Origin of the sequence: Streptomyces sp. NPDC051310, assembly GCF_044455245.1 — a bacterium.
Lineage (GTDB): Bacteria > Actinomycetota > Actinomycetes > Streptomycetales > Streptomycetaceae > Streptomyces.
This window is the reverse complement of sequence record NZ_JBITEO010000003.1, coordinates 100,404-121,267: the sequence shown is the minus strand read 5'-3', so window position 1 is coordinate 121,267 and position 20,864 is coordinate 100,404. Positions and strand designations below refer to the sequence as shown.

The 20,864-nt window shown below is 73.0% G+C and carries 19 protein-coding genes and 1 pseudogene; 8 read left to right on the top strand and 12 right to left on the bottom strand.

The genetic code is table 11. From position 1 onward, the window contains the following. Positions 1-141: 141 nt before the first annotated feature. A complete protein-coding gene (locus ACIA79_RS05505) occupies positions 142-645 on the bottom strand; it encodes a MarR family winged helix-turn-helix transcriptional regulator (protein WP_399426842.1) in 504 nt (167 codons plus the stop codon). A gap of 111 nt (positions 646-756) precedes the next feature. Here ACIA79_RS05505 and ACIA79_RS05500 point away from each other — a divergent pair, with 111 nt between their 5' ends. Then, on the top strand, positions 757-1,542 hold the full coding sequence (locus ACIA79_RS05500; RefSeq protein ID WP_399426841.1) for a dioxygenase: 786 nt from the start codon (positions 757-759) through the stop codon (positions 1,540-1,542). A 115-nt stretch (positions 1,543-1,657) separates the two neighbouring features. On the opposite strand, the gene ACIA79_RS05495 is transcribed toward ACIA79_RS05500, so the two are convergent. Then, entirely contained in the window at positions 1,658-2,170 is a 513-nt protein-coding gene (locus tag ACIA79_RS05495) for a GNAT family N-acetyltransferase (protein WP_399426840.1), read from the bottom strand. 150 nt (positions 2,171-2,320) lie between these two features. Between ACIA79_RS05495 and ACIA79_RS05490 the strand changes: the two genes are divergently transcribed. Then, positions 2,321-3,331 (top strand): RNA polymerase sigma factor RpoD/SigA, encoded by a 1,011-nt coding sequence (locus tag ACIA79_RS05490; RefSeq protein WP_399426839.1) that lies wholly within the window; start codon positions 2,321-2,323, stop codon positions 3,329-3,331. 187 nt (positions 3,332-3,518) lie between these two features. Here ACIA79_RS05490 and ACIA79_RS05485 read toward each other — a convergent pair whose 3' ends face one another. Beyond that, positions 3,519-4,511, bottom strand: coding sequence for a helix-turn-helix transcriptional regulator (locus ACIA79_RS05485; protein WP_399426838.1), 993 nt, complete (start codon positions 4,509-4,511; stop codon positions 3,519-3,521). Positions 4,512-4,573: 62 nt separating this feature from the next. On the opposite strand from ACIA79_RS05485, the gene ACIA79_RS05480 reads away from it, so the two are divergent. The 4 genes and pseudogenes from ACIA79_RS05480 to ACIA79_RS05465 all read left to right on the top strand — a co-directional run bounded on the left by ACIA79_RS05480 (position 4,574) and on the right by ACIA79_RS05465 (position 10,497). Further along, positions 4,574-6,193 carry an MFS transporter gene (locus ACIA79_RS05480; protein ID WP_399426837.1) on the top strand — a complete coding sequence of 540 codons (1,620 nt, stop codon included), beginning with the start codon at positions 4,574-4,576 and terminating at the stop codon, positions 6,191-6,193. A gap of 277 nt (positions 6,194-6,470) precedes the next feature. After that, the gene (locus ACIA79_RS05475; protein WP_399426836.1) at positions 6,471-7,232 is read left to right on the top strand and encodes a DeoR/GlpR family DNA-binding transcription regulator; all 762 of its coding nucleotides are present in this window, start codon (positions 6,471-6,473) and stop codon (positions 7,230-7,232) included. Continuing rightward, positions 7,229-8,158: pseudogene (pfkB, locus tag ACIA79_RS05470) on the top strand (1-phosphofructokinase); the annotation flags it as partial. The gene ACIA79_RS05475 and the pseudogene pfkB, both read left to right, overlap by 4 nt. Before the next feature lie 176 nt (positions 8,159-8,334). Then, entirely contained in the window at positions 8,335-10,497 is a 2,163-nt protein-coding gene (locus ACIA79_RS05465; RefSeq protein ID WP_399426835.1) for a fructose-specific PTS transporter subunit EIIC, read from the top strand. A gap of 156 nt (positions 10,498-10,653) precedes the next feature. Here the strand turns inward: ACIA79_RS05465 and ACIA79_RS05460 are convergent, their stop codons facing one another. The 4 genes from ACIA79_RS05460 to ACIA79_RS05445 form a co-directional block, all read right to left on the bottom strand. Then, positions 10,654-11,481 carry a DUF6227 family protein gene (locus tag ACIA79_RS05460; RefSeq protein WP_399426834.1) on the bottom strand — a complete coding sequence of 276 codons (828 nt, stop codon included), beginning with the start codon at positions 11,479-11,481 and terminating at the stop codon, positions 10,654-10,656. Positions 11,482-11,624: 143 nt separating this feature from the next. After that, entirely contained in the window at positions 11,625-12,674 is a 1,050-nt protein-coding gene (locus tag ACIA79_RS05455) for a P1 family peptidase (protein WP_399426833.1), read from the bottom strand. After that, on the bottom strand, positions 12,671-13,858 hold the full coding sequence (locus tag ACIA79_RS05450; RefSeq protein WP_399426832.1) for a low temperature requirement protein A: 1,188 nt from the start codon (positions 13,856-13,858) through the stop codon (positions 12,671-12,673). The genes ACIA79_RS05455 and ACIA79_RS05450 overlap by 4 nt, the downstream gene beginning before the upstream one ends. Before the next feature lie 459 nt (positions 13,859-14,317). Continuing rightward, a complete protein-coding gene (locus ACIA79_RS05445) occupies positions 14,318-15,580 on the bottom strand; it encodes a beta-ketoacyl-[acyl-carrier-protein] synthase family protein (protein ID WP_399426831.1) in 1,263 nt (420 codons plus the stop codon). 65 nt (positions 15,581-15,645) lie between these two features. Between ACIA79_RS05445 and ACIA79_RS05440 the strand changes: the two genes are divergently transcribed. Further along, the gene (locus ACIA79_RS05440; protein WP_399426830.1) at positions 15,646-16,263 is read left to right on the top strand and encodes a TetR/AcrR family transcriptional regulator C-terminal domain-containing protein; all 618 of its coding nucleotides are present in this window, start codon (positions 15,646-15,648) and stop codon (positions 16,261-16,263) included. A 203-nt stretch (positions 16,264-16,466) separates the two neighbouring features. Further along, a complete protein-coding gene (locus ACIA79_RS05435) occupies positions 16,467-16,673 on the top strand; it encodes a hypothetical protein (protein ID WP_399426829.1) in 207 nt (68 codons plus the stop codon). A 46-nt stretch (positions 16,674-16,719) separates the two neighbouring features. Here ACIA79_RS05435 and ACIA79_RS05430 read toward each other — a convergent pair whose 3' ends face one another. The 5 genes from ACIA79_RS05430 to ACIA79_RS05410 all read right to left on the bottom strand — a co-directional run bounded on the left by ACIA79_RS05430 (position 16,720) and on the right by ACIA79_RS05410 (position 20,702). Further along, positions 16,720-17,145 (bottom strand): MscL family protein, encoded by a 426-nt coding sequence (locus tag ACIA79_RS05430; protein WP_399427125.1) that lies wholly within the window; start codon positions 17,143-17,145, stop codon positions 16,720-16,722. Positions 17,146-17,201: 56 nt separating this feature from the next. Beyond that, complete coding sequence (locus ACIA79_RS05425) at positions 17,202-17,690, bottom strand: hypothetical protein (protein ID WP_399426828.1); 489 nt, start codon at positions 17,688-17,690, stop codon at positions 17,202-17,204. Positions 17,691-18,085: 395 nt separating this feature from the next. Next, positions 18,086-18,925 (bottom strand): S-methyl-5'-thioadenosine phosphorylase, encoded by an 840-nt coding sequence (locus tag ACIA79_RS05420; protein ID WP_399426827.1) that lies wholly within the window; start codon positions 18,923-18,925, stop codon positions 18,086-18,088. Positions 18,926-19,010: 85 nt separating this feature from the next. Further along, entirely contained in the window at positions 19,011-19,337 is a 327-nt protein-coding gene (locus ACIA79_RS05415) for an FmdB family zinc ribbon protein (RefSeq protein ID WP_399426826.1), read from the bottom strand. Between the two features lie 69 nt (positions 19,338-19,406). After that, complete coding sequence (locus tag ACIA79_RS05410; protein WP_399426825.1) at positions 19,407-20,702, bottom strand: MFS transporter; 1,296 nt, start codon at positions 20,700-20,702, stop codon at positions 19,407-19,409. Positions 20,703-20,864: the final 162 nt, after the last annotated feature.

Here is a 20,864-nt window from a genome sequence, read left to right as displayed (position 1 = left end):
CTCGCGGGCCCAGGTGCGCGACGCTGATCCGAGCGCCCGCGGGCCCAGGTGCGTAACGGCGACCCAGCCGCCCGCCGGCTCCTGAGCGCGCCGCCGGCCCGAGCGCCCGCGGGGCACCGGCGCCGCCGAACCGCCCCGCCGTCAGCGCAGCCAGGGCAGGTCGGCGTCCGGGCCCGAGGGCTGGAGTCCCTCGGCCATCACCCGCATGATCTCGCCGAGGTGGCCGACCTGTTCCGGGGTGAGCCGGTCGAAGACCGCCTGCCGTACGGCCGCCACATGGCCGGGCGCGCTGCGCTCGAGCACCGCGTACCCCTCGTCCGTCAGATGGGCGTTCTGGCCGCGCTTGTCCGAGGGGCAGTCCTCGCGGCGCACCCAGCCGTTCTTCTCCAGCCGTGCGACGGCGTGCGACAGCCGGGACCGGGTGATCTTCGCGGCCTTGGCGAGTTCGGTCATGCGCATCCGGCGGCGGGGTGCCTGGGAGAGCTGGACCAGGAGCCCGTAGTAGACGTGCGGCATCCCGGCGTCGCGCTGGAGCTGGCGGTCGAGGTGGTCCTCCAGCAGCGTGGTGGCGTGCAGGTAGGAACGCCAGACGCGCTGCTCGTCGTCCGTGAGCCAACGCGGCCCGTCCCCGGCATGGTCGTTCATGCGTCCCACTCTACGTCTTCTTGAAGGTTGAACTACATACCCGCGGCGCGTTACGGTGGATGAGCTTGAATCTTCAAGTAGTAAGCTTGATGTCATCGACCGGGAGCCGTCATGACCGCGCTGACCAGCGGGCGCATGCCCGCCCTCTACCTCTCGCACGGCGCGCCGCCGCTCGCCCACGACCCCGTGTGGCCCGGCGAGCTCGCGGCCTGGTCCGCCGGCCTGCCCCGCCCGAGGGCGATCCTCATGGTGTCCGCCCACTGGGAGGAGGCCCCGCTGGCGCTCGGCGCGACCGAGACCGTGCCGCTGGTGTACGACTTCTGGGGCTTCCCCGCGCACTACTACGACGTGCGGTACGCCGCTCCGGGCGCGCCGCGCCTCGCCGAGTCCGTCCGCAAACTGCTGCGCGCACCCGGCACGCCCGTGCAGGACCTGCCCGACCGGGGCCTGGACCACGGGGCGTACGTCCCACTGGCCGAGATGTACCCGGACGCCGACATCCCCGTGCTGCAGATCTCGATGCCCACCCTGGACCCGGCCGCGCTGATGGACATCGGGCGCAAACTGGCTCCCCTGCGGGACGAGGGCGTACTGATCGTCGGCAGCGGCTTCTTCACCCACAACCTGGCGGCGCTGCGGCACGACGGTGTGCCGGGCTGGTCCGTGGAGTTCGACGACTGGGGGCGGCGGGCGCTCGCGGCCGGGGACGTCGACGCGCTGCTGGACTTCACGCACAAGGCCCCGGCCGGGCAGCTCGCGCACCCGCGCACCGAGCACTTCGCCCCGCTGTTCGTGACGCTGGGCGCGGCGGAGGCCGCCGGGGACCTCGCCGGCGGGCGCAGCGTCATCGACGGGTTCTGGATGGGCCTGGCGAAGCGGTCGCTCCAGTTCGCCTGAGCCTCCTTCGCGGGCCGCTTCTGCGCGGCCCGAGCCTCCTCCGCGGGCCTGAGCCTCCTCCGCGGGCCGGCCACCTCCGCCGGGTTCGGATGCCTTCTCCGGACCCGCTCGGATGTCACAGGTCCTTCTGGTACCAGGCGACATCCCAGTACCGGCCGAACTTGCGGCCCACCTCCGTGAACGTCCCGGCGTGGCGGAAACCGAAGCGGGTGTGGAGGCGGATCGAGGCCTCGTTGGGCAGGGCGATGCCGGCGTAGACGCGGTGGACGTCCTCGTCGGCGAGCACCTCGAAGAGGTGCTCGTACAGCAGCGTGCCGACGCCCCGGCCGGCCGCCGCGGGCGCGAGGTAGACGCTCACCTCGACGGAGGGGGCGTACGCCGCCTTGGGCCGGAAGGGTCCCGTGGTCGCGTACCCGAGACACCGGTCGGCGTCGTGGGCAACCAGCAGCCTGTGCGGGCCGTCTTCAGGGTGGGAACGCAGCCACGGGAGACGCTGTTCGGGGGTCCAGGGCACCGTGTCGAATGTGATCGCCGTCTCACGCACGTAATGGTTGTAGATCTCCGTGAGGGCGTCGATGTCGGCCTCCGAACCGGCCCTGACCTGCACTTCCGGCTGGTCGTCCGCCATCCGGCCTCCCCTCGTGGGCGCAGAGGATACTGCAAGATCACCAAAATGGGTGGGTCTCGTGGGAATTCTGTCCTGATTCCAGTCGTTGTTTCCGTCGGATGCAGGGCACCCGGAAGGGTGTCGCGACACCTACTCAGCAAGGGAGCTCGCATGGCAACCCGTGCCGTCGCCCAACGCCGGTCCGGCGGGACCGCTACCGCGACCGGGACCGACCGGGCCAGCAGTGCTCGCGCCGTGGGCGGGGAGATCGCCGACCGCGACCTGGTCGGCATGTACCTCGACGAGATCGCGCGCACGCCCCTGCTCGACGCCGCGAAGGAGGTCGAGCTGTCCCAGACGATCGAGGCGGGTGTGTACGCCCAGCAGATCCTCGACGGCGAGATCGAGAGCGAGGCGGGCGGTGCGACCCGTGAGGAGCTGGAGGCCCTGGTCGCCGCGGGCGAGCGCGCGAAGGACGTCTTCATCCGGTCCAACCTGCGGCTCGTCGTCGCGGTCGCCCGGCGCTACCCGCGCAGCGGCCTGCCCCTGCTCGACCTGATCCAGGAGGGCAACGCGGGTCTGGTGCGGGCGGTGGAGAAGTTCGACTACACCAAGGGATTCAAGTTCTCGACGTACGCGACGTGGTGGATCCGCCAGGCCATCACGCGCTCGATCGCCGACCAGTCGCGCACCATCCGGCTCCCCGTCCACCTGGTCGAGGAACTGGGGCGCATCCGCCGTGTGCAGCGGGAGTTCAACCGCGAGCACGGCCGCGACCCGGAGCCGGCGGAGATCGCCGAGGAGCTCGGCTCGTCGCCGGACCGCGTCACCGACGTCCTGGACTGGGCGCGCGACCCGGTCTCGCTCAACATGTCGGTGGACGACGCCGGCGAGACGCAGTTCGGCGATCTGCTGGAGGACACCTCGGCGGTGTCGCCCGAGCAGTCGGTGCTGACGCTGCTGCGCAGCGAGGAACTGGACGACCTGATCGGCAAGCTGGACCACCGCACGGCCTCCATCATCCGTATGCGGTACGGCATCGAGGACGGGCGCGAGCGGACGCTCACGGAGGTCGGCAAGGAGCACGGCCTCACCCGTGAGCGCATCCGTCAGATCGAGAAGCACGCCCTCCTCGAACTGAAGCGCATGGCCCGCGACACCGGCTTCGACGCGGCGGCGTGAGGCCGCGGCGGCGCGCGACCACGGGGCGGGAGCCGGCGGAAGCCGGAGCGGCAGAAGGGGGCGCGGCGGGGGCCGGAGCCGCGGACGCGATGGCCGTACCCATGGCAGGCCGGGCCGCGGGAGCCGACGGGGGCGCGTGAGCACCTGACGGTGCGCGCCCCCGCCGCCCGTCCCGATCCTGGTGCTCTCAGTGGCCGTGGGACGGTGCCTCGACACCGGGGACGGCGCCCACCGACCGGGCCAGCCGGGCGGACAGCCCGGCGACGTACGACGCGAGCGCCGGCGGCCCGTGCACCGTGAACTCGCAGTCGATCAGCGCCAGTCGCACCGCCAGCCACTCCACCGAGTCTGTGGACCGCGCCCTCAGCCGGCACGTGTCGGGGCCGGTCTCCGTCAGGGAGAGGTGCCCGGGGAGCCGGGCCGAGACGAACACGGCGGGTGCGGCGAAGGTGATGTCCACCTCGTGCTGCGCCTGCGACCGTGCCCCGGAACGCGACAGCATCTGCGCCGCGTCATCCGCGGGGAGTTCGCGGGGCGTGAAGCGTGACCCCGTCGGGAACGGCTCGCTGACCCGGTCGACCCGGAAGGTGCGCCAGTCCTCACGGCCGAGGTCGTACGCCACCAGGTACCACCGCCACGCCGTCGAGACCAGCCGGTACGGTTCGACCTGCCGCCGGCTCTCCGCCCCGTCGCCCGCGCGGTACGCGAACCGCAGCCGCTCCCGCCCCGTCACCGCTGCGGCCAGCGCGGTCAGCGTGGAGGGCGCGACCGTCGCCCCGTCCCCGCGGGTCAGCGGGATCGTCGCGTTCTGCAGCGTCGACACCCGGTGCCGCAGCCGGGACGGCAGCACCTGCTCCAGCTTCGCCAGGGCCCGTACCGACGCCTCCTCCACGCCCTCGATGGCGTGCCCTGCCCCCGCCCGCAGCCCGACCGCGATCGCCACCGCCTCCTCGTCGTCCAGCAGCAGCGGCGGCATGGCGCTGCCGGCGACCAGCCGGTACCCGCCGACCGCGCCCCGCGTCGCCTCCACCGGATAGCCCAGGTCCCGGAGCCGGTCGATGTCCCGGCGGATGGTGCGCGCGCTGACGCCGAGACGGTCGGCCAGCTCGCTGCCCGGCCATTCGCGCGGCGTCTGGAGGAGCGACAGCAGATTCAGGAGTCGTGCCGGAGTGTCCGTCATGGCATCCAGCATGCGCGGCATGTAGGACACGAACTGTCCTACATGCCGATTAGCTTCTTCCCATGACCTCCACGCAGGACCTCTCCCGCCTCCCCGAGGCCCCGACGCAGACCCCCGACCGGCGCCGATGGCTGGCACTGGCCATCGTGATGACCGCCGCCTTCATGGACCTCGTCGACGTCACGATCGTCAACATCGCCATACCGAGCATCGAGCGCGACCTGTCCGCGTCGTTCGGCGCCATCCAGTGGATCACAGCCGGGTACGCCCTCGCCTTCGCGGCCGGCCTCATCACCGGTGGCCGCCTCGGCGACATCTACGGCCGCAGGCGGCTCTTCCTCGTGGGTATCGCCGGCTTCACCCTCGCGTCCGCGCTCTGCGGTTTCGCCGGGAGCCCGGAGATGCTCGTCGCCTCCCGCCTCCTCCAGGGCGCGATGGCGGCGATGATGGTTCCGCAGGTGCTGTCGATCATCCACGTCACCTTCCCGGCCCACGAGCGCGGCAAGGTCTTCGGGATGTTCGGTGCGATCGTCGGCCTCGGCGCCGTGTCCGGTCCGCTCCTGGGCGCGCTGCTGACCCAGTGGAACCTCTTCGGCCTGGAGTGGCGGCCGATCTTCCTGATCAACCTGCCCGTCGGCATCGCCGGGCTGATCCTGGGCCGGAAGTTCATCACCGAATCGCGCGCCGACAAGGTGCTGCGCCTCGACCTGGTCGGCGTCGCGCTCATCACCCTCGGCCTGCTGATGCTGCTGTACCCGCTCACGCGCGGCCGTGAGCTCGGCTGGCCGCTGTGGGGCCACCTCTGCATGGCGGGCAGCCTCGTGGTCTTCGCCGCGTTCGTCGCGTACGAGAAGTACAAGACGCGCAAGGACGGTTCGCCGCTCGTGGAGCTGTCGCTGTTCCGCGTGAAGAGCTTTGCCGCCGGCATCGCCGTCCAGCTGACCTTCGGTGTCGTGCTGGGCATCTTCTTCCTGGTCTGGACGCTGTACATGCAGATCGGCCTGGGCTGGAGCCCGCTGAAGGCCGGGCTCACCGGCGTGCCCTTCTCGATCGCCGTCTCGGTGGCGGCGGGCGTCTCCGTGCAGAAGCTGGTCCCGCGCTTCGGCCGGAAGGTGCTGCAGGCGGGAGCGCTCACGATGGCCGCCGGACTGCTGCTCTACATCTGGGAGGCCGGGCGGTACGGCACCGGCATCGAGCCGTGGATGATGACCGCGCCGCTGGTGGTCATGGGCCTCGGCATGGGCCTGATCGTGGCGCCGCTGACGGACGCCGTGCTGTCGGAGGTGCCGCGGGAGCACGCCGGCTCGGCCTCCGGGCTGATCAACACGACCGGGCAGATGGGCAACGCGCTCGGGCTCGGCCTGGTGTCGGTGGTCTTCTTCGGCGTGATCGACGGGGAGCGGCTGGTGCCCGAGCGGGTCGGCGCGGTGTTCGCGGACGCCTTCCAGAGCGCGCTGTGGTGGGTGGTGGCGGTGCTCGCCCTGATCTTCGTGGTGATGTTCGCGCTGCCGGCCAAGGCGCCGGGCGGTGCGGACGCGGACGCCGGTGCGGAGGCCGATGCTGCTGAGGCCGGTGGCGCCGGGGCCGGAGAGGCCGGTGATGCTGCTGCGGGCGCTGGAGGCGTTCGGGGTGCCGATGGTGCGGACGGCGCCGTGGAGCCTGAAGCGGAACTCGTGCGCTGAGGCGGGCGGCCGGAGAGGCCGGGCCCGGCACCCCGCGTCCAGCGGGTGCCGGGCCTTCGTTCTGTCCGGCGCCCGCGGGCCCGTGAGCCTGTGAGTACGTGAGCCTGTGAGTCCGTGAGCCTGCGAGTCCGCGGGCCCGGGCCTGTGGCGGTCAGGCTTGCGCTCACCGTGCCCGAATCTGTGGCTTGCTGTGCCCGGATGTGTTTACTTTCTCCTCGTACGGTCGTACGGTGCTGGTGGAACCACACGTTCGGGCATGGATCGGATGTAGAACCACATGTACGCACCGGAGCGCCAGCACCAGATCGTGCGCCTGGCCCGTGAGAGCGGCCGGGTCGACGTGCTCTCCCTCGCCGAGGAGTTCCAGGTCACCGCCGAGACCATCCGGCGCGACCTGAAGGCACTCGACCGCGCCGGGCTGCTGCGCCGGGTGCACGGCGGCGCCATTCCGGCCGGGCGGCTCGACTTCGAGCCCGACCTCGCCGAGCGCGAGACCACCGCCGCCGACGAGAAGGACCGCATCGCACGGGCCGCCCTCGCCGAGGTGCCCGAGGACGGCACCGTCATCCTCGACGCCGGCTCCACGGTGGCGCGGCTCGCCGCCTGCCTCCCGCCGGACCGCTCGCTCACCGTCGTCACGCACGCGCTGCCCGCCGCCGCGCGGCTCGCCGACCACCCGGGCATCGCGCTCCACCTCGTCGGCGGACGCGTTCGGCACAGCACGCGCGCCGCCGTCGACGCGTGGGCGCTGCAGGCGTACGCGCAGATCCGCGCCGACGTCGCCTTCGTCGGCGCCAACGGCTTCTCCGCCGCGCACGGCCTCACCACCCCCGATCTCGCCGAAGCCGCCGTCAAGCGGGCCGTCGTCGCCTCGGCACGGCGCGTGGTGCTGCTCGCCGACTCCGGGAAGTACGGCCAGGACCACTTCGCCCGGTTCGGCGGCCTCGACGACGTGGACCTGCTCATCACCGACACCGGGCTCGGCACCGAGGACGCGTCGGCGGTCGAGGCCGCCGGTACGGAGGTGGTGCGCGCATGATCCTCACCGTCACCCCGAACCCGTCGCTGGACCGGACGTACGAGGTCCCCGCCCTGGAGCGCGGCGCGGTGCTGCGGGCCGCCGGCGAGCGCACGGACCCCGGCGGCAAGGGCGTCAACGTCTCGCGCGCCGTGGCCGCGGCCGGGCATCGGACCGTCGCCGTCGTGCCCCTGGGCGGCGCGCCCGGCGCCCTGCTCGCCGAGCTCCTCGCCGGACAGGGCATCGAGGTCGCCTCGGTGCCGCTGAAGGGGCACACCCGCTCCAACATCGCCGTCGCCGAACCGGACGGCACCCTCACGAAGATCAACGCTCCGGGACCGGAGCTCACCCCCGCCGAGTCGGAGGCGATCCTCTCCGCCGTCGGCGCGTACTCGCCCGCCGCCGACTGGGTCGCCTGCGGCGGCAGCCTGCCGCGGGGCCTGGCGCCCGAGTGGTACGCCGACCTCGTGACGCGCGCGCACGGGTACGGGGCGCGGGTCGCGCTGGACACGTCCGGCCCGTCGCTGCCCGCAGCGCTGCGCGGCCGGCCCGACGTGGTGAAGCCCAACGCCGAGGAGCTCGCCGAGGCGGTCGGCCGGCCCCTCGCGACGCTCGGCGACGCGGTCAAGGCGGCGGAGGAACTGCGGGCGGCGGGCGCCGGCGCGGTACTCGCCAGCCTGGGCGCGGACGGGCAGTTGCTCGTGTGTGCCGAGGGGACCTGGTACGGCTACGCCGCCGTCGACACCGTCCGCAGCAACGTCGGCGCGGGCGACGCCTCCCTGGCGGGGTTCCTCGCGGCGGGCGGCGAAGGGCCGCAGGCGCTCGCGGCGGCGGTCGCCCACGGCGCGGCGGCCGTCCGGCTGCCGGGCAGCGAGATGCCGACACCCGCCGACCTCGACCCGGCGGCGGTCACCGTGACGGCCGACGTGCCCCTCGACCGCGTACTCGGCGCGTCCGCCCCGTACGGCGACGGCACGGAGACGGGCGGGGCCAGCAGGACGGGTCGCATCGGCGAGAGCAGCGAGAGCGCCGGCGGCACCCACAGCACCCACAGCACCCACAGCACCGACAGCACCGACAGCACCGACAGCAGCGAGAGCAGCAAGCGAGGGAGCCGCGTGCGATGAGCGAAATGATCACCGCGGACCTGGTCGATCTCGACCTGGCCGCGCAGACCAAGGAAGAGGCGGCCCGTGCGCTCGCCCGGCGCATGGTGGCACTGGGCCGGGTGACGGACCTGGACGGCTTCCTTGCCGACGTGGCGGCGCGCGAGGCACAGATGCCGACGGGACTGGACGGCGGCATCGGCATCCCGCACTGCCGCAGCGCGCACGTGGCCGCTCCGACCCTCGCCTTCGGCCGGTCGGCGAGCGGCATCGACTTCGGCGCTCCGGACGGGCCCGCGGACCTGATCTTCCTGATCGCGGCCCCCGCGGGCGCGGACGACGCCCATCTGACGATCCTCTCGTCCCTCGCACGCCGCCTGATGGACGCCGGCTTCACCTCCACCCTGCGCACCGTGACCTCCCCGCGCGACGCGGCCGTACTGCTCGGCGGCGAACCCGCGCCGGAGCCGCGCGCCGAGGAGACCGCCCCGGAGGCGGAGGAGCCGGTGGAAACGGAGCCGGCGCAGGAGCCGGTGAAGACGGAGCCGGTGGAGGATTCGGTAGAGCAGGAGCAGGAGCAGGAGCAGGAGCAGGAGCAGGAGCAGGAGCAGGAGCCGGAGCCGGAGCCGGAGCCGGAGCAGGAGCCGTCACCCGCAGCCGGGGTGTTCCGGGTGGTGGCGGTGACGTCCTGTCCGACCGGGATCGCCCACACCTACATGGCCGCCGAGGCGCTGGAGAAGGCCGGGCGGGAAGCCGGGGTCGAGGTGGCGGTCGAGACCCAGGGATCGGCCGGGTTCACGCGGCTCGCCCCGGACGTCATCGCGGCCGCCGACGGCGTGATCCTCGCCCATGACGTGCCCGTCCGCGAGAAGGAACGGTTCGCCGGGAAGCCCACCGTCGACGTCGGCGTCAAGGCGGGCATCAACCGGGCCGCCGAACTCATCGCCGAGGTGCGCGGCAAGGCCGAGCGCCAAGGCACCCGGCGCGGCGGGGCCGAACGCAGTGGAACCGAGCACGGAGGGGACGGCGCACCGCACCGGCCGGGGCCCACGCCCGTGGAGAGCGCGGGCGAGCCCGGCGCCGGTTACGGCACCAAGCTGCGCACCTGGCTGATGGCGGGCGTGAGCCACATGGTCCCGTTCGTCGCGGCGGGCGGCCTGCTCATCGCTCTCGGCTTCGCCATCGGCGGCTATAACATCGACAAGGCGCCCTCCGTCGCCGAGCACTTCGCCTGGGGGCAGGCCGACAGCTGGGCCGCGCTGCTCTTCCAGACCGGCGGCCTGGCGTTCGGCTTCCTCATCCCGGTGCTGGCGGGCTACATCGCGTACGGCATGGCGGACCGGCCCGGACTCGTCCCAGGATTCGTGGGCGGTGCCGTCGCGCTGACCATCAACGCCGGGTTCCTCGGCGGTCTCGCGGCGGGGCTGATCGCGGGCGGTGTCGTCCTGGGTATCCAGCGCGTCCGCGTGCCTGCGCCACTGCGCGGCATCATGCCCGTCGTCGTCATCCCCCTCCTCTCCTCCGCGGTCGTCGGCTTCCTGATGTTCCTGGTGGTCGGCAAGCCCATCGCCTCCCTCCAGAAGGCGCTCACCGACTGGCTGTCGGGCCTGTCCGGCGCGAACGCCGTCGTCCTCGGCGTGGTCCTGGGCCTGATGATGTGCTTCGACCTGGGCGGTCCGCTCAACAAGGTCGCGTACGCCTTCGCCATCGGCGGCCTGGCCAACCCCAACGAGGGCTCGCTCAAGGTCATGGCCGCCGTGATGGCCGCCGGTATGGTGCCGCCGCTCGCGATGGCGCTCGCCACCGTGGTGCGCGGCAGGCTGTTCACCCGTGCCGAGCGGGAGAACGGCAAGGCCGCGTGGGTGCTCGGCGCCTCGTTCATCACCGAGGGCGCGATTCCCTTCGCCGCTGCGGACCCGCTGCGGGTCATCCCGTCGGCGATGGCGGGCGGAGCGGTCACCGGGGCGCTGTCGATGCTCTTCGAGTGCACCCTGCGCGCTCCGCACGGCGGCGTGTTCGTCGTCCCGCTGATCGGCAATCCGCTGCTCTACCTGGTCGCCATCCTCGCCGGTACGTGCGTGAGCGCGGCCCTGGTCATCCTGCTCAAGGGTCACGCACGCCGCGGGACGCCCACCCCGGCCGCCCCCGAGGCACCGCACAAGGTGGCGGTCGCCGCCTGACCTTCCGGCCGGCCGCCTGACCTTCCGGCCGGCCGCCTGACCGTCCGGCTAGACGCCGGACGCGCCGGACGGTTCGGACGTTCAGGCCGGACCTGCCTGGCCTTCCGGCGGCACCCGCCTGACCGTCCGTCCTCCGGACCGGCCGGAACCCGGCGGTCAGCGCACCCGCGCGCGGTGCTCCATCGCCTCGCGCGCGGTGCGCTCGCTCTCGTACACCTCGCACATGTGCCGTCCGTCCGGCGTCGCGGTGTGCTCGACCTCCCACACGCTCATCTCGGTCCCGTCCAGCAGCAGGAAGCCGTGCTCGTACAGGGTGAAACCGGCGTCCCGGCCCGCGACGCTGCACTGCCGGCCGAACACCTGCTTGATGTGGTGCGCGAACGCGCCGCGCAGCCGTGCCGCCACCTCCTCGCCCGGGCGGTCGGCGTTCTCCGCGCGGCGCAGCACCCGCCGGGCGTGGTCGGCGGAGTCGTCCAGTTCGTACATCGGCGCGGGGGCCGCCGGCGGTACGGCGTAGAGCGCGCCCAGCAGCTCCAGGTCCCTGTCCAGCCCGTCGAGTCCTTCCAGCCCGTCGAGTCCGTCGAGTCCGTCGAGGCTGTCGAGTCCGTCGAGCCCGGCCAGGCCGTCCTGCGCCGGCTCCGGGAGCGCGATGGGCAGCCGGGACGCCGCGAGGCGGACCTCCGACTCCTCCGTGTACAGCTCGTGGTGCTCGTGACCGTGCTCTCCGGTCCCGTCCCGTCCCACGTTGTGCACCAGCTCCCACAGGGTCAGCGACGAACCGTCCGCGAGGAGGTAGGTGTGCCGGTACGTGGTGCGGTGGAACCGGACGCTGTGGTGCGACGAGTGCAGGGAACTCGCGTGCGCCAGCGCCGAGTCCAGGCGCTCGACCAGGGCATCAGGCAGGTCGAAGGAGTTGAGCGCCCGCCCCAGGAGCCGCTCGATATGCGTCTCTGCCGTTTCATAGGGATCGTTCGGAACGTTCAAGATGGGACTCCAGGCCGTCGCCGCGTGTCACTTGATGCTTGCTTAAGGTAGTGCCTGGGTCTGACAACGCGTCCGGCTTCCACAAAACGAAGGGCGTGCGGGCCGAGTTCCCGCGCCCCCTCGCAACTCCCGCCGCCGACCTGTCAGTCCGGGCCGTACAGGTCGCGGTACGCGGGGAAGTCGCCCCCCGGCCCCGTCACCGAGCCGGCTGCCGTGACCGCCCGGACCATCGCCCTGGTCACGGCGTCCGCGCCCGCCGCGTACACCTGGTTGAGCGCGACCGGATCCAGCGGCTGCTCCGCCCGCGCCGGGTCGGCGAGCGGTCGTGCGCCGGTCGCGAGGGCGAAGACGGTGTCCCCGTCGTTGAGCAGGTGCGCGGGCCGCACGGCGCGCGCGATGCCGTCGTGCGCCGTCCCGGCCAGTTTGTGCGCCTGCGCGCGGGTCAGGTCGGCGTCCGTGGCGACGACCGCGAGGGCGGTGTTCAGCGACGGCCGTCCGCTGCGTTCGCGCGCCGCGGCCAGCCGGCGCTGCGCCTCGGCGTGCACCCGCGGGTCCGGCGGTACGGTCCCGGAGCCGTCGCCGTACCGCCCGTACAGCACGCCCGTGGCCGGGTCGACCGCCGAGCCGACCGCGTTGGCCACCACCAGCGCGGCGACGGTGACGCCGGAGTCCAGGACGAGGCTCGCCGTACCGACCCCGCCCTTCATGCCGCCGACCACCGCGCCCGTCCCGGCGCCCACCGAGCCGCACTCCACGGGCGCCCGCTCCCCGCCGGCGGCCGCCGCCTCCACGGCCGCCCGGCCGGTCGAGGCGTCCGGACGCGCCGTGAAGTCCCCGCCCCGGCCGAGGTCGAACACGCACGCCGCCGGCACCACCGGCACCACGTGCGACGGGTCGGGCCCGACCCGCACACCCCGGCCCTGTTCCTCCAGCCAGGCCATCACCCCGGACGCGGAATCGAGTCCGTACGCGCTCCCGCCCGTCAGGACCACGGCCTCGATGCGCTGGACGAGGTTGCGCGGGTCGAGGGCGTCCGTCTCCCGGGTGCCGGGGCCGCCGCCCCGCACGTCCACGGCGGCGATCACCCCGCCGGGGGGCGCGAGGACGACCGTGGTGCCGCTCAGCGCACGGTCGCCCGGAACCCGCGCGTGCCCGACGCGCAGCCCGGCCACATCCGTCAGTGCGTCGTTCATGCCTCCTGCGTACCACGCCCCGCCGTGTGTGCGGTCAGGATCACCCCGATCGCGACCGCCGCCGCCCCCACGAGCCCGGCGGCGAGGATGCCCCACCTCCCGGCGAATGTGCAGACGAGAAGGGCGAGCGCCGCGCACGGCAGCACCAGCTGCTGCGCGGTGCCGACCTTGAAGTAGCGGGAGTGCAACGCCCACACGAGCAGCAGGAACAGGGCGGAGGGCAGGGTGACGGCGGCCGCGGCGGCGGTGTCCGACAGGTGTGCCGCGCCGACGGCCTGCTCGACGGCCACCTCGATGCCCGCGCCGATCGCCGCCGCCGACGCGACGATCAGGTAGTGCCCGTACCCCCAGAGGAAGGCCTGGCGGTTGGAGACCAACCGCTGGTGGGCCGGCACGACGAAGTAGATCCACCAGGCGGCGAAGATCAGCAGCAGCCCGCCGGCGGCGATGGGCAGCAGTTCCCCGAGTGCGTCGTTCTCCTCCACCCCGGTCTTCACGGCCACGGTCGCGGCGGCGATCGTCTCACCGAGCACGATGATGGTGAACAGGCCGTACCGCTCGGCGATGTGGTGCGCGTGCCAGCTGCTGGAGAAGTCCCTCTCCGCGAGCGGCGGTACGGACAGTTCCGCCGCGACCATCACCAGGAACACCCATGGCGCGGCCTGCTCCGGCACCAGCACCAGCGCCGTCCATCCGGCCTGGCAGGCCATCACCCCGGCCGCGTACCGCAGCGCCATGGTCCGCTCGGCGCCGGACGCGGCCAGCGCGGCGCGCAGCCACTGCGAGGCGAGTGCGATGCGCATGACCACGTAGCCCAGCCACACCACGGTGAAGTCCTGCTCCTGGAAGGCCCGCGACACCCCGGCGGCGAGCACGAGGACGCCGGCGATCTGGACGAGCGTCACGGTCCGGTAGAGCGCGTCGTCGTTGTCGTACGCCGACGCGAACCAGGAGAAGTTCATCCAGGCCCACCAGATCGCGAAGAACACCATCGCGTACCGGCCGATGCCGGCCCCCGCGTGCCCTTCGGCTACGGCGTGCACCAGCTCCGCCCCGGCCTGGGCGACCGCCACGACGAAGCAGAGGTCGAAGAACAGCTCCAGGGGCGTGGCGGCGCGGTGCGCCTCGTCGCGGCTGCGCGATACGAGGGGCCGCACGGGCCGCGCAGGGGGTGTGGAGGTCATCGCCCCAGAACAGCAGAGGCACCGGGCGTGGGCGCCGTCCATGGCAGGCCGTCACCCGCAAAGTCCCCACAACGGGCGAACGCCCCCACATCCCCCTACGGTGGCCGCGTGCCCGACCCCTCCACCACCCCCGACCCGCCCGACCCGCCGGACCCACCGGACACCTCAGGCCCGGGCGAACCTCCCGCGCCGACGGGTGACCCGGCGCCGGGCGAACCTCCCGCGCCGACGGGTGACCCGGCGCCGGGCGAACCTCCCGCGCCGACGGGTGACCCCGCCCGTCGCGAGCCTTCCGCCCCCGCGGAGCACCTCCGCCGCCGAGCGGCGGCTCCAGCGGCACCCGGGGTGCAGGACGGGCCCGGGGCCCGGGGCGGAGTGCAGCGGCGGGCCGCCCCGGCCGGGGTCGCGATCGCCGCGCCGCTGATCGCCGCCGTCGTCCACATCGCGCTGATGTGGGGGTCAGGGTGTGGTCGGCACCCCACGGGACGCGTGGTGCCGTGCGCCGGTGACGATGAGTGAGACGTTCTGCCCACCGAAGCCGAAGGAGTTGCTGAGCACGGCTTCCTGGGGGACGTCTCGTCGCTCGGTGACGACATCGAGATCGATGCCGTCACCGACGCCGGCCGTGGCGAGGTTGCGGGTCGGCGGGATGGCGCCGTGCTTCACACTGAGGACGGCTATGAGCGCCTCGATTGCGCCGGCGGCGCCGAAGAGGTGGCCGAGCGCCGCCTTGGGGGCTGTCACGGTGGCGCGACCGAAGACCTTTCCGATCGCGTGCGCCTCGGCGACATCACCGGCCGGGGTTCCGGTGGCGTGGGCGTTGATGTGGCTGATCTGCTCCGGAGCCAGGCCGGATTGCGCGAGGGCCTTCCGCATGGCCGAGATCTGACCGGAGCCGTCGGGAGCGGGCGCCGTGATGTGGTGAGCGTCGGCGGCGATGCCGGCGCCCGCGAGTACCGCGTGGACGTGGGCGCCCCGGGCCCGGGCGTGTTCGGCGCTTTCCAGCACCACGACAGCCGCGCCTTCACCGAGGACGAATCCGCTGCGGTCCGCGGCGAACGGCCGGGAGGCCGAGGCGGGTTCGCCGGTGTAGCGCGACAGTGCCTGTGCCTGGGCGAAGCCGGCGACGGTGATCGGGGTGATCGCGGCCTCGGTTCCCCCCGCGATGACCACGTCCGCCTCGCCGGCACGGATGAGCCTGGCCCCCAGGGCGATCGCCTCGGCACCGGAAGAACACGCCGAGACGGGCGTGTAGACCCCGGCCCGCGCGCCGTACTCGATGCTGATCAGCGCTGCCGCCGCATTGGGCATGAGCATCGGGACCGTGCGGGGCGAGACGCGCCGTGTCCCGGCCGCCTCCAGTACGTCGTCCTCCTTCAGCAGCGTCCGTACGCCTCCGATGCCCGTGCCGATCGCTGATGCGAGCCGCTCCGGGTCCACCCGCGGGGCACCGGCATCGGCCCAGGCCTCGGCCGCCGCGGCGAAGGCTGCCTGCTGTGAGCGGTCGAGCCGCCTTGCCTGCACCGGCAACAGCGATGCGGCGGGGTCGACCGCCATCGTCCCCGCGACGGTGCCGGGAAGGCCGGCGTCCGCATGGCCGGGCAGGACGCCGCCGCGGATGCCGGACTCGCCGGCAAGCAGGGCGTCCCAGGTGGACTCGACGTCTCCACCGAGTGGCGTGATCGCGCCGAGTCCGGTCACGACGACTTCAGTCCGGTGCATGTCCTGGACCCTTCTTGTATGCGATACAAGCTGATGAGTGTTGTTGTATCACATACAATTCGAGGGTGGAGAAGAAGCGAACCGAAGCTCGATCAGCGCCGGCCGGGTCCCGTGACCGCGGTCGCGCGACGAGGCGCCGTCTGATCGAGACAACCGCACGGCTCTGCAAGGAGCGGCCCGGCGCCGAGGTGAGCGTCGCGGAGATCGCGAACGCGGCAGGCGTCTTCCCCAATCAGGTCACCTACTACTTCGGCTCCAAGGACTCGCTGCTCGTGCACGCCGCTTTCCTCGGCTTGCTGCACGACGCCCGACGGATCGAGCGCATCGGTCGCCACGCCCCCGACGCGGCGGCATTCCGGCGCAACATCGCCCGCGCCGTACTGGCCATGCCCTCGCTCCCCTCGGTCGCGCGAGCACTCGCCACCGGGATCTCCAAGCCCGAACTCGCCCCCGTGGTCGACCAGCACCTCCAGTTGCTGTTCCGGCAATCCGAGCGCTTCGTGCGGCAGCTCGTCGACAGTCGCGGCTGGAAGACCCGTCGACCGCTCAACGTGGAGGCCAGGACGTTCTGGAGCACCGCGCTCGGCGCAGTGCTGCTCGTCCGCGCCGGGGCGCACGGCAGTGTCGCCGAGCTCGACCTCGCCGGAGCGCTGACCATCCATGACGAACCCGAGGGCGGCTGACTCGGTCGAACGGGCCTGCGCCGGACCGCTCTCCGCGGATCCGCCCGACCGGCGGCCACGGGGACCCGCGGATCCGGCGCACCGGCCCCGGAACCGAGCAGGAACCGGAGCGCTCGGCGAAGCCGGCCGCCCGCCTCGCGCCGTCATCGAACCGTGCCTCCTCGGCCCCGAGGGCCAGTGACACGACGGCGTAGGCTGGAACCATGAGCACCGCCCCCACCCCCGGCCCGCGCGATGCGAAGCCCGAGCCGGCGCCGCCGAAGAAGACGCCGGCCCTGATCTTCGACGATCCGCTGAACCAGCAATCCGCGGACGACACGGACCGCGCGTGGGGCGAGCGGACTCCTGACGGCGACAGCGCCGCGGATCTGGCGCGCTTCCTCGACGAGAAGCCGCCGCACCACATCTGAGCCGGCGCTGGAGCCGACGTCCGGGCCGGGGCCCCAGCGGCCCCGGCTACGGCTGCATGCGGCCGGCGCCCCGCTGCGCGACGAGCTCGTCCCGGATCTCCTTCAGCACCTCCAGCTCGCTGACCTCCAAGGTCTCGTCGACGCCCGCCCGCAGCCTCTCCTGCTCGGCGCGCCGGGCCAGGTACCTGGCCGTGGGCAGGACCATCAGGAAGTACACGACCGCCGCGGTGATCAGGAAACTGAGGGTGGCGCTGAGCACCGAGCCCCACAGGATCGTGATGCCGCTGACGACCTCGCCGCTGTCGTTCACCAGGCACGGGCCCTTCAGGCACGACCGGTAGCTGTCCAGGTTCTTGGTGCCGAAGGCTCCGACGATCGGGTTGATGACGCCCCGCACCACGGCGTTCACGATGCTGGTGAACGCGGCGCCGATGACCACGGCGACCGCCAGGTCGATCACATTGCCCCGCATCAGGAAGGCCTTGAAGCCCTCCAGCACGTTCTCCGGCTTCTCCTCTCACGTACGAATCAGCACAGGACCACCGCCAGACGGGACGTGGCGGCCGCGCCGGCCAGCACGGCAGCGGTCGCCCGCGGCACCGACAGCACGACCAGCGCCCCGCCGTCCGGGGACGGTTCGCGCACCCGCGGCACCTCGGCCACCCTGGCCCCGGCCGCGACCACCCTGGCGTCCTCGCCGTCCTCCGCGGGCGACGCGGCCGCGGCGATCACGTCCACCCGGTCCCCGGGCCGCAGCAGCCGGACCGTCGCGGCGTCCGCGATCCGTACCGGAGCCGACACCAGCGCGACCGGCGGGCGTGCCCGCTCCTTCTGCCGCTCCTGAGCTGCCGTCACGGGGTGCGGCCCGCCGGTGTCGGCCGGGCCGCGCGGACCCCAGGCCGCCAGAGCGGCAGCCGTCACCGCCAGCCCGGCCGCCATGGCCCGCCGCCTGCGCCGCACCGCCCGGCGCAGCCGCAGCCTCCCGCCGCGGACCCGCAACGGCGCGAACGGCGGCACACCGCGGACCTCCGGCACCGCGGCGGGCGCGACGGAGGAGCAGACGGAAGGAGCGGAAGAGGACGAGGAGAGCGAGCAGGAGGAGAAAGGGCGGGAGGAGGAGGAACGGGAGGAAGCGGAAGAAGGAGAGGGAGAGGAAGAAGGTGAGGGAGAGGAAGAAGGAGAGGGAGAGGAAGAAGGTGAGGGAGAAGAAGAGGCTGAGGAGAAAGGGAAGGACGCGGAGAACGGCACGGCACACCACCTGCGCGAGTCGAGGGGAGAACGGATCGGGACGCCCGCCGGCTTTCGCCGACGCCGACGTCCCTCACGATCCCGCGCCCGGTGCGATCCCGCTGGACCCTGTGGACAGCCCGGTGTCTGTGGAAAACGCCCTCACCTCGACGGGTGAGGACGGACTACGGCAGCTCGATCCCCAGGTCCCAGCCGTCGTGCGCGTGGGTGCACAGACACGACCGGCTCTCGGTCTCCGGAAGCGCCGCGACCGCGTCGAAGAGCACCTCGCGCAACCGCCCGACGTTCTCCCCGAACACCCGCAGCACCTCGGTGTGCGAGACGCCCTCGCCGGTCTCCGCACCCGCGTCCAGGTCCGTGACCAGCGCCATCGAGGTGTAGCAGAGCCCCAGCTCCCGCGCGAGCACCGCTTCGGGGTGACCGGTCATGCCGACGACCGACCAGCCCATCGCCGCGTGCCACTGCGACTCGGCCCGGGTCGAGAAGCGCGGGCCCTCTATGACGACCATGGTTCCGCCGTCCACCGCCTCCCAGCCGCGGCCGTGCGCGGCGGCGAGCGCGATCTTGCGCCCGTCGGGGCAGTACGGGTCGGCGAACGAGGTGTGCACGACGTTCGGCACGCTGCCGTCCGGCAGCGGCTCACCGTCGAAGTAGGTCTGCGTCCGCGCCTTCGTGCGGTCCACGAGCTGGTCCGGTACGAGGAGGGTGCCCGGCCCGTACTCGGGGCGCAGCCCGCCGACCGCGCAGGGCCCCAGCACCTGGCGCACACCGGCCGCGCGCAGCGCCCACAGGTTGGCGCGGTAGTTGATGCGGTGCGGCGGCAGGTGGTGGCCACGGCCGTGCCGCGGCAGGAACACGACGCGCCGCCCGGCCAGCTCGCCGAAGAACAGGGAGTCGCTCGGGCTGCCGTACGGGGTGGTCACCTGGACCTCGGTGACGTCCTCCAGGAAGGAGTAGAAGCCCGAGCCGCCGATCACGCCGATCTCTGCGTTCGTGTTCGCCATGCGGTCACCCTAGCCGGGCGGGGAAACGCCGTGGACCCCGCCGTACGGAACGGCGGGGTCCACGGGAACGAACGAGGAGGAAGGGTCAGGCGGCGGAGCTGGTGCTGCTGCTCGACGCCGCAGGCTTCGCGTCGGAGGACGCCCCCTTGGACGACGCGGACGACGTCGAGGACGACGAAGAACCGGACGTCGAGGACGACGACGAGGAGGACGCGGGCGAGCTGCTCGACGACGCGCCGCGGCTGTCGTTGCGGTAGAAACCGGAGCCCTTGAAGACGATGCCCACCGCCGAGAACACCTTCTTCAGGCGTCCCTTGCAGTTGGGGCACTCGGTCAGCGCGTCATCGGTGAACTTCTGCACCGCCTCGAGGCCCTCGCCGCACTCGGTGCACTGGTACTGGTAGGTCGGCACTTTGTCTTCCTCCTGGCACTCTCACTCATTGAGTGCTAACGACAGTCCATACTGACGTATTCCGCGGGATCAGTCCACCGTCACCGGCACTCGGTGACCGACGCCACGTGCCACCGTCCGTGCGGCGGTGCGCGGCGCGAGCCGCGAGCGCAGGGCCACCAGCGTGACCAGGGCGAGCGCCGTGCCGCCCAGCGGGACCAGGAATCCGGCGCTCGCGCCGTACCCGTCCGCGAGGCGCCCGGCCACCGTCACGGCCGCCGCCTGGCCCAGCGCCACGGCGCCGGTCAGCCAGGTGAAGGCCTCGGTGCGGGCGGTGGCGGGCACCAGCGTCTCGACCAGTGTGTAGCCGGTGATCAGCGCGGGGGCGATGCACAGGCCGACGACCAGGCCCAGAGCGCCCAGCAGGGCCACCGAGTGGACCGACCACAGCAGCGAGGTGGCCACGGTGAGGGCCGCGTACCCGGCGACCAGGCGGCGGCGCGGCCCGATCTTCCAGGCGATGGCGCCGACGGCGATGCCCGCCAGCATGTTGCCCGCGGCGAACAGCCCATACAGCAGGCCGTTGGCGCCGGGGTTGCCGATCTCCTCGGTGAATGCGGTCAGCGAGACCTGCATGCCGCCGAAGACCGAGCCGATGCCGAGGAAGGCGACGGCCAGGACCCGTACGCCGGGGATGGACAGTGCGGAGGCCCGCTCCCCGCGCGCGTGCGTCCCGCCGTCCGCGTCGCCGGCGAGGCCGTAGGGCGGCTGCGTACGGCGCTGGGCGGCGAAGAGCAGACCGCCGGCCAGCGTCAGCGACGCCTCGGCGATCAGGCCGGCCGCGGGGTGGACGCCGGTGCACAGGGCGGTGGCCAGTACCGGGCCCACCACGAAGGTGAACTCGTCGGTGACGGACTCGAAGGCCGCCGCCGTCGACATCAGTGGCGAGCCCTCCAGCCGGGCGGCCCAGCGGGCCCGCACCATGGGGCCGACCTGCGGTACGGAGGCGCCCGTCGGCACGGCCGCGGCGAACAGCGCCCACAGGGGCGCGTCGGCCAGGGCCAGGGCCGTCAGGGCGGAGACGGACGCGGTGTGCACGAGGACGCCGGGGACGAGCACGGCGCGCTGGCCGAAACGGTCGGCGAGCTTGCCGCTCTGCGGCGCGAACAGCGCCATGGAGACACCGGTGAAGGCGGCGACGGCGCCGGCGCTTCCGTACGAACCGGTGGTGTGCTGAACCAGGAGCACGATGCCGATGGTCAGCATCGCGAAGGGCTGCCGCGCCGCGAACCCGGGGAGCAGGAAGGACCACGCACCTGGGGTGCGCAGGAGCTGCCCGTAGCCGGGACGCTCGACAGCGTCGGACGTGGTGACCGTGGATGCCACGGCCCGTGCCTTTCTGCCGCCTGGTAGCGCTCCCCTGGGTGTCGGGAGCCGCCGAGAGCTGTCCTCTTGCGCGGAACTGCGGTAGATACCGGTGCCCACTACAGGGGCGTCGCGGCCGCCATACGGTCGCGCCAGCTCTGCATCAGGCAGAGGTGGTCGATC

Coding starts and splice junctions, on each gene's coding strand:
- ACIA79_RS05480 (WP_399426837.1), top strand. CDS start 4,574: ATGACCTCCACGCAGGACCTCTCCCGCCTCCCCGAGGCCCCGACGCAG.
- ACIA79_RS05450 (WP_399426832.1), bottom strand. CDS start 13,858: ATGACCTCCACACCCCCTGCGCGGCCCGTGCGGCCCCTCGTATCGCGC.
- ACIA79_RS05430 (WP_399427125.1), bottom strand. CDS start 17,145: ATGCGGGGCAATGTGATCGACCTGGCGGTCGCCGTGGTCATCGGCGCC.
- ACIA79_RS05475 (WP_399426836.1), top strand. CDS start 6,471: ATGTACGCACCGGAGCGCCAGCACCAGATCGTGCGCCTGGCCCGTGAG.
- ACIA79_RS05495 (WP_399426840.1), bottom strand. CDS start 2,170: ATGGCGGACGACCAGCCGGAAGTGCAGGTCAGGGCCGGTTCGGAGGCC.
- ACIA79_RS05420 (WP_399426827.1), bottom strand. CDS start 18,925: ATGGCGAACACGAACGCAGAGATCGGCGTGATCGGCGGCTCGGGCTTC.
- ACIA79_RS05455 (WP_399426833.1), bottom strand. CDS start 12,674: ATGAACGACGCACTGACGGATGTGGCCGGGCTGCGCGTCGGGCACGCG.
- ACIA79_RS05490 (WP_399426839.1), top strand. CDS start 2,321: ATGGCAACCCGTGCCGTCGCCCAACGCCGGTCCGGCGGGACCGCTACC.
- ACIA79_RS05445 (WP_399426831.1), bottom strand. CDS start 15,580: ATGCACCGGACTGAAGTCGTCGTGACCGGACTCGGCGCGATCACGCCA.
- ACIA79_RS05485 (WP_399426838.1), bottom strand. CDS start 4,511: ATGACGGACACTCCGGCACGACTCCTGAATCTGCTGTCGCTCCTCCAG.
- ACIA79_RS05500 (WP_399426841.1), top strand. CDS start 757: ATGACCGCGCTGACCAGCGGGCGCATGCCCGCCCTCTACCTCTCGCAC.
- ACIA79_RS05435 (WP_399426829.1), top strand. CDS start 16,467: ATGAGCACCGCCCCCACCCCCGGCCCGCGCGATGCGAAGCCCGAGCCG.
- ACIA79_RS05465 (WP_399426835.1), top strand. CDS start 8,335: ATGAGCGAAATGATCACCGCGGACCTGGTCGATCTCGACCTGGCCGCG.
- ACIA79_RS05505 (WP_399426842.1), bottom strand. CDS start 645: ATGAACGACCATGCCGGGGACGGGCCGCGTTGGCTCACGGACGACGAG.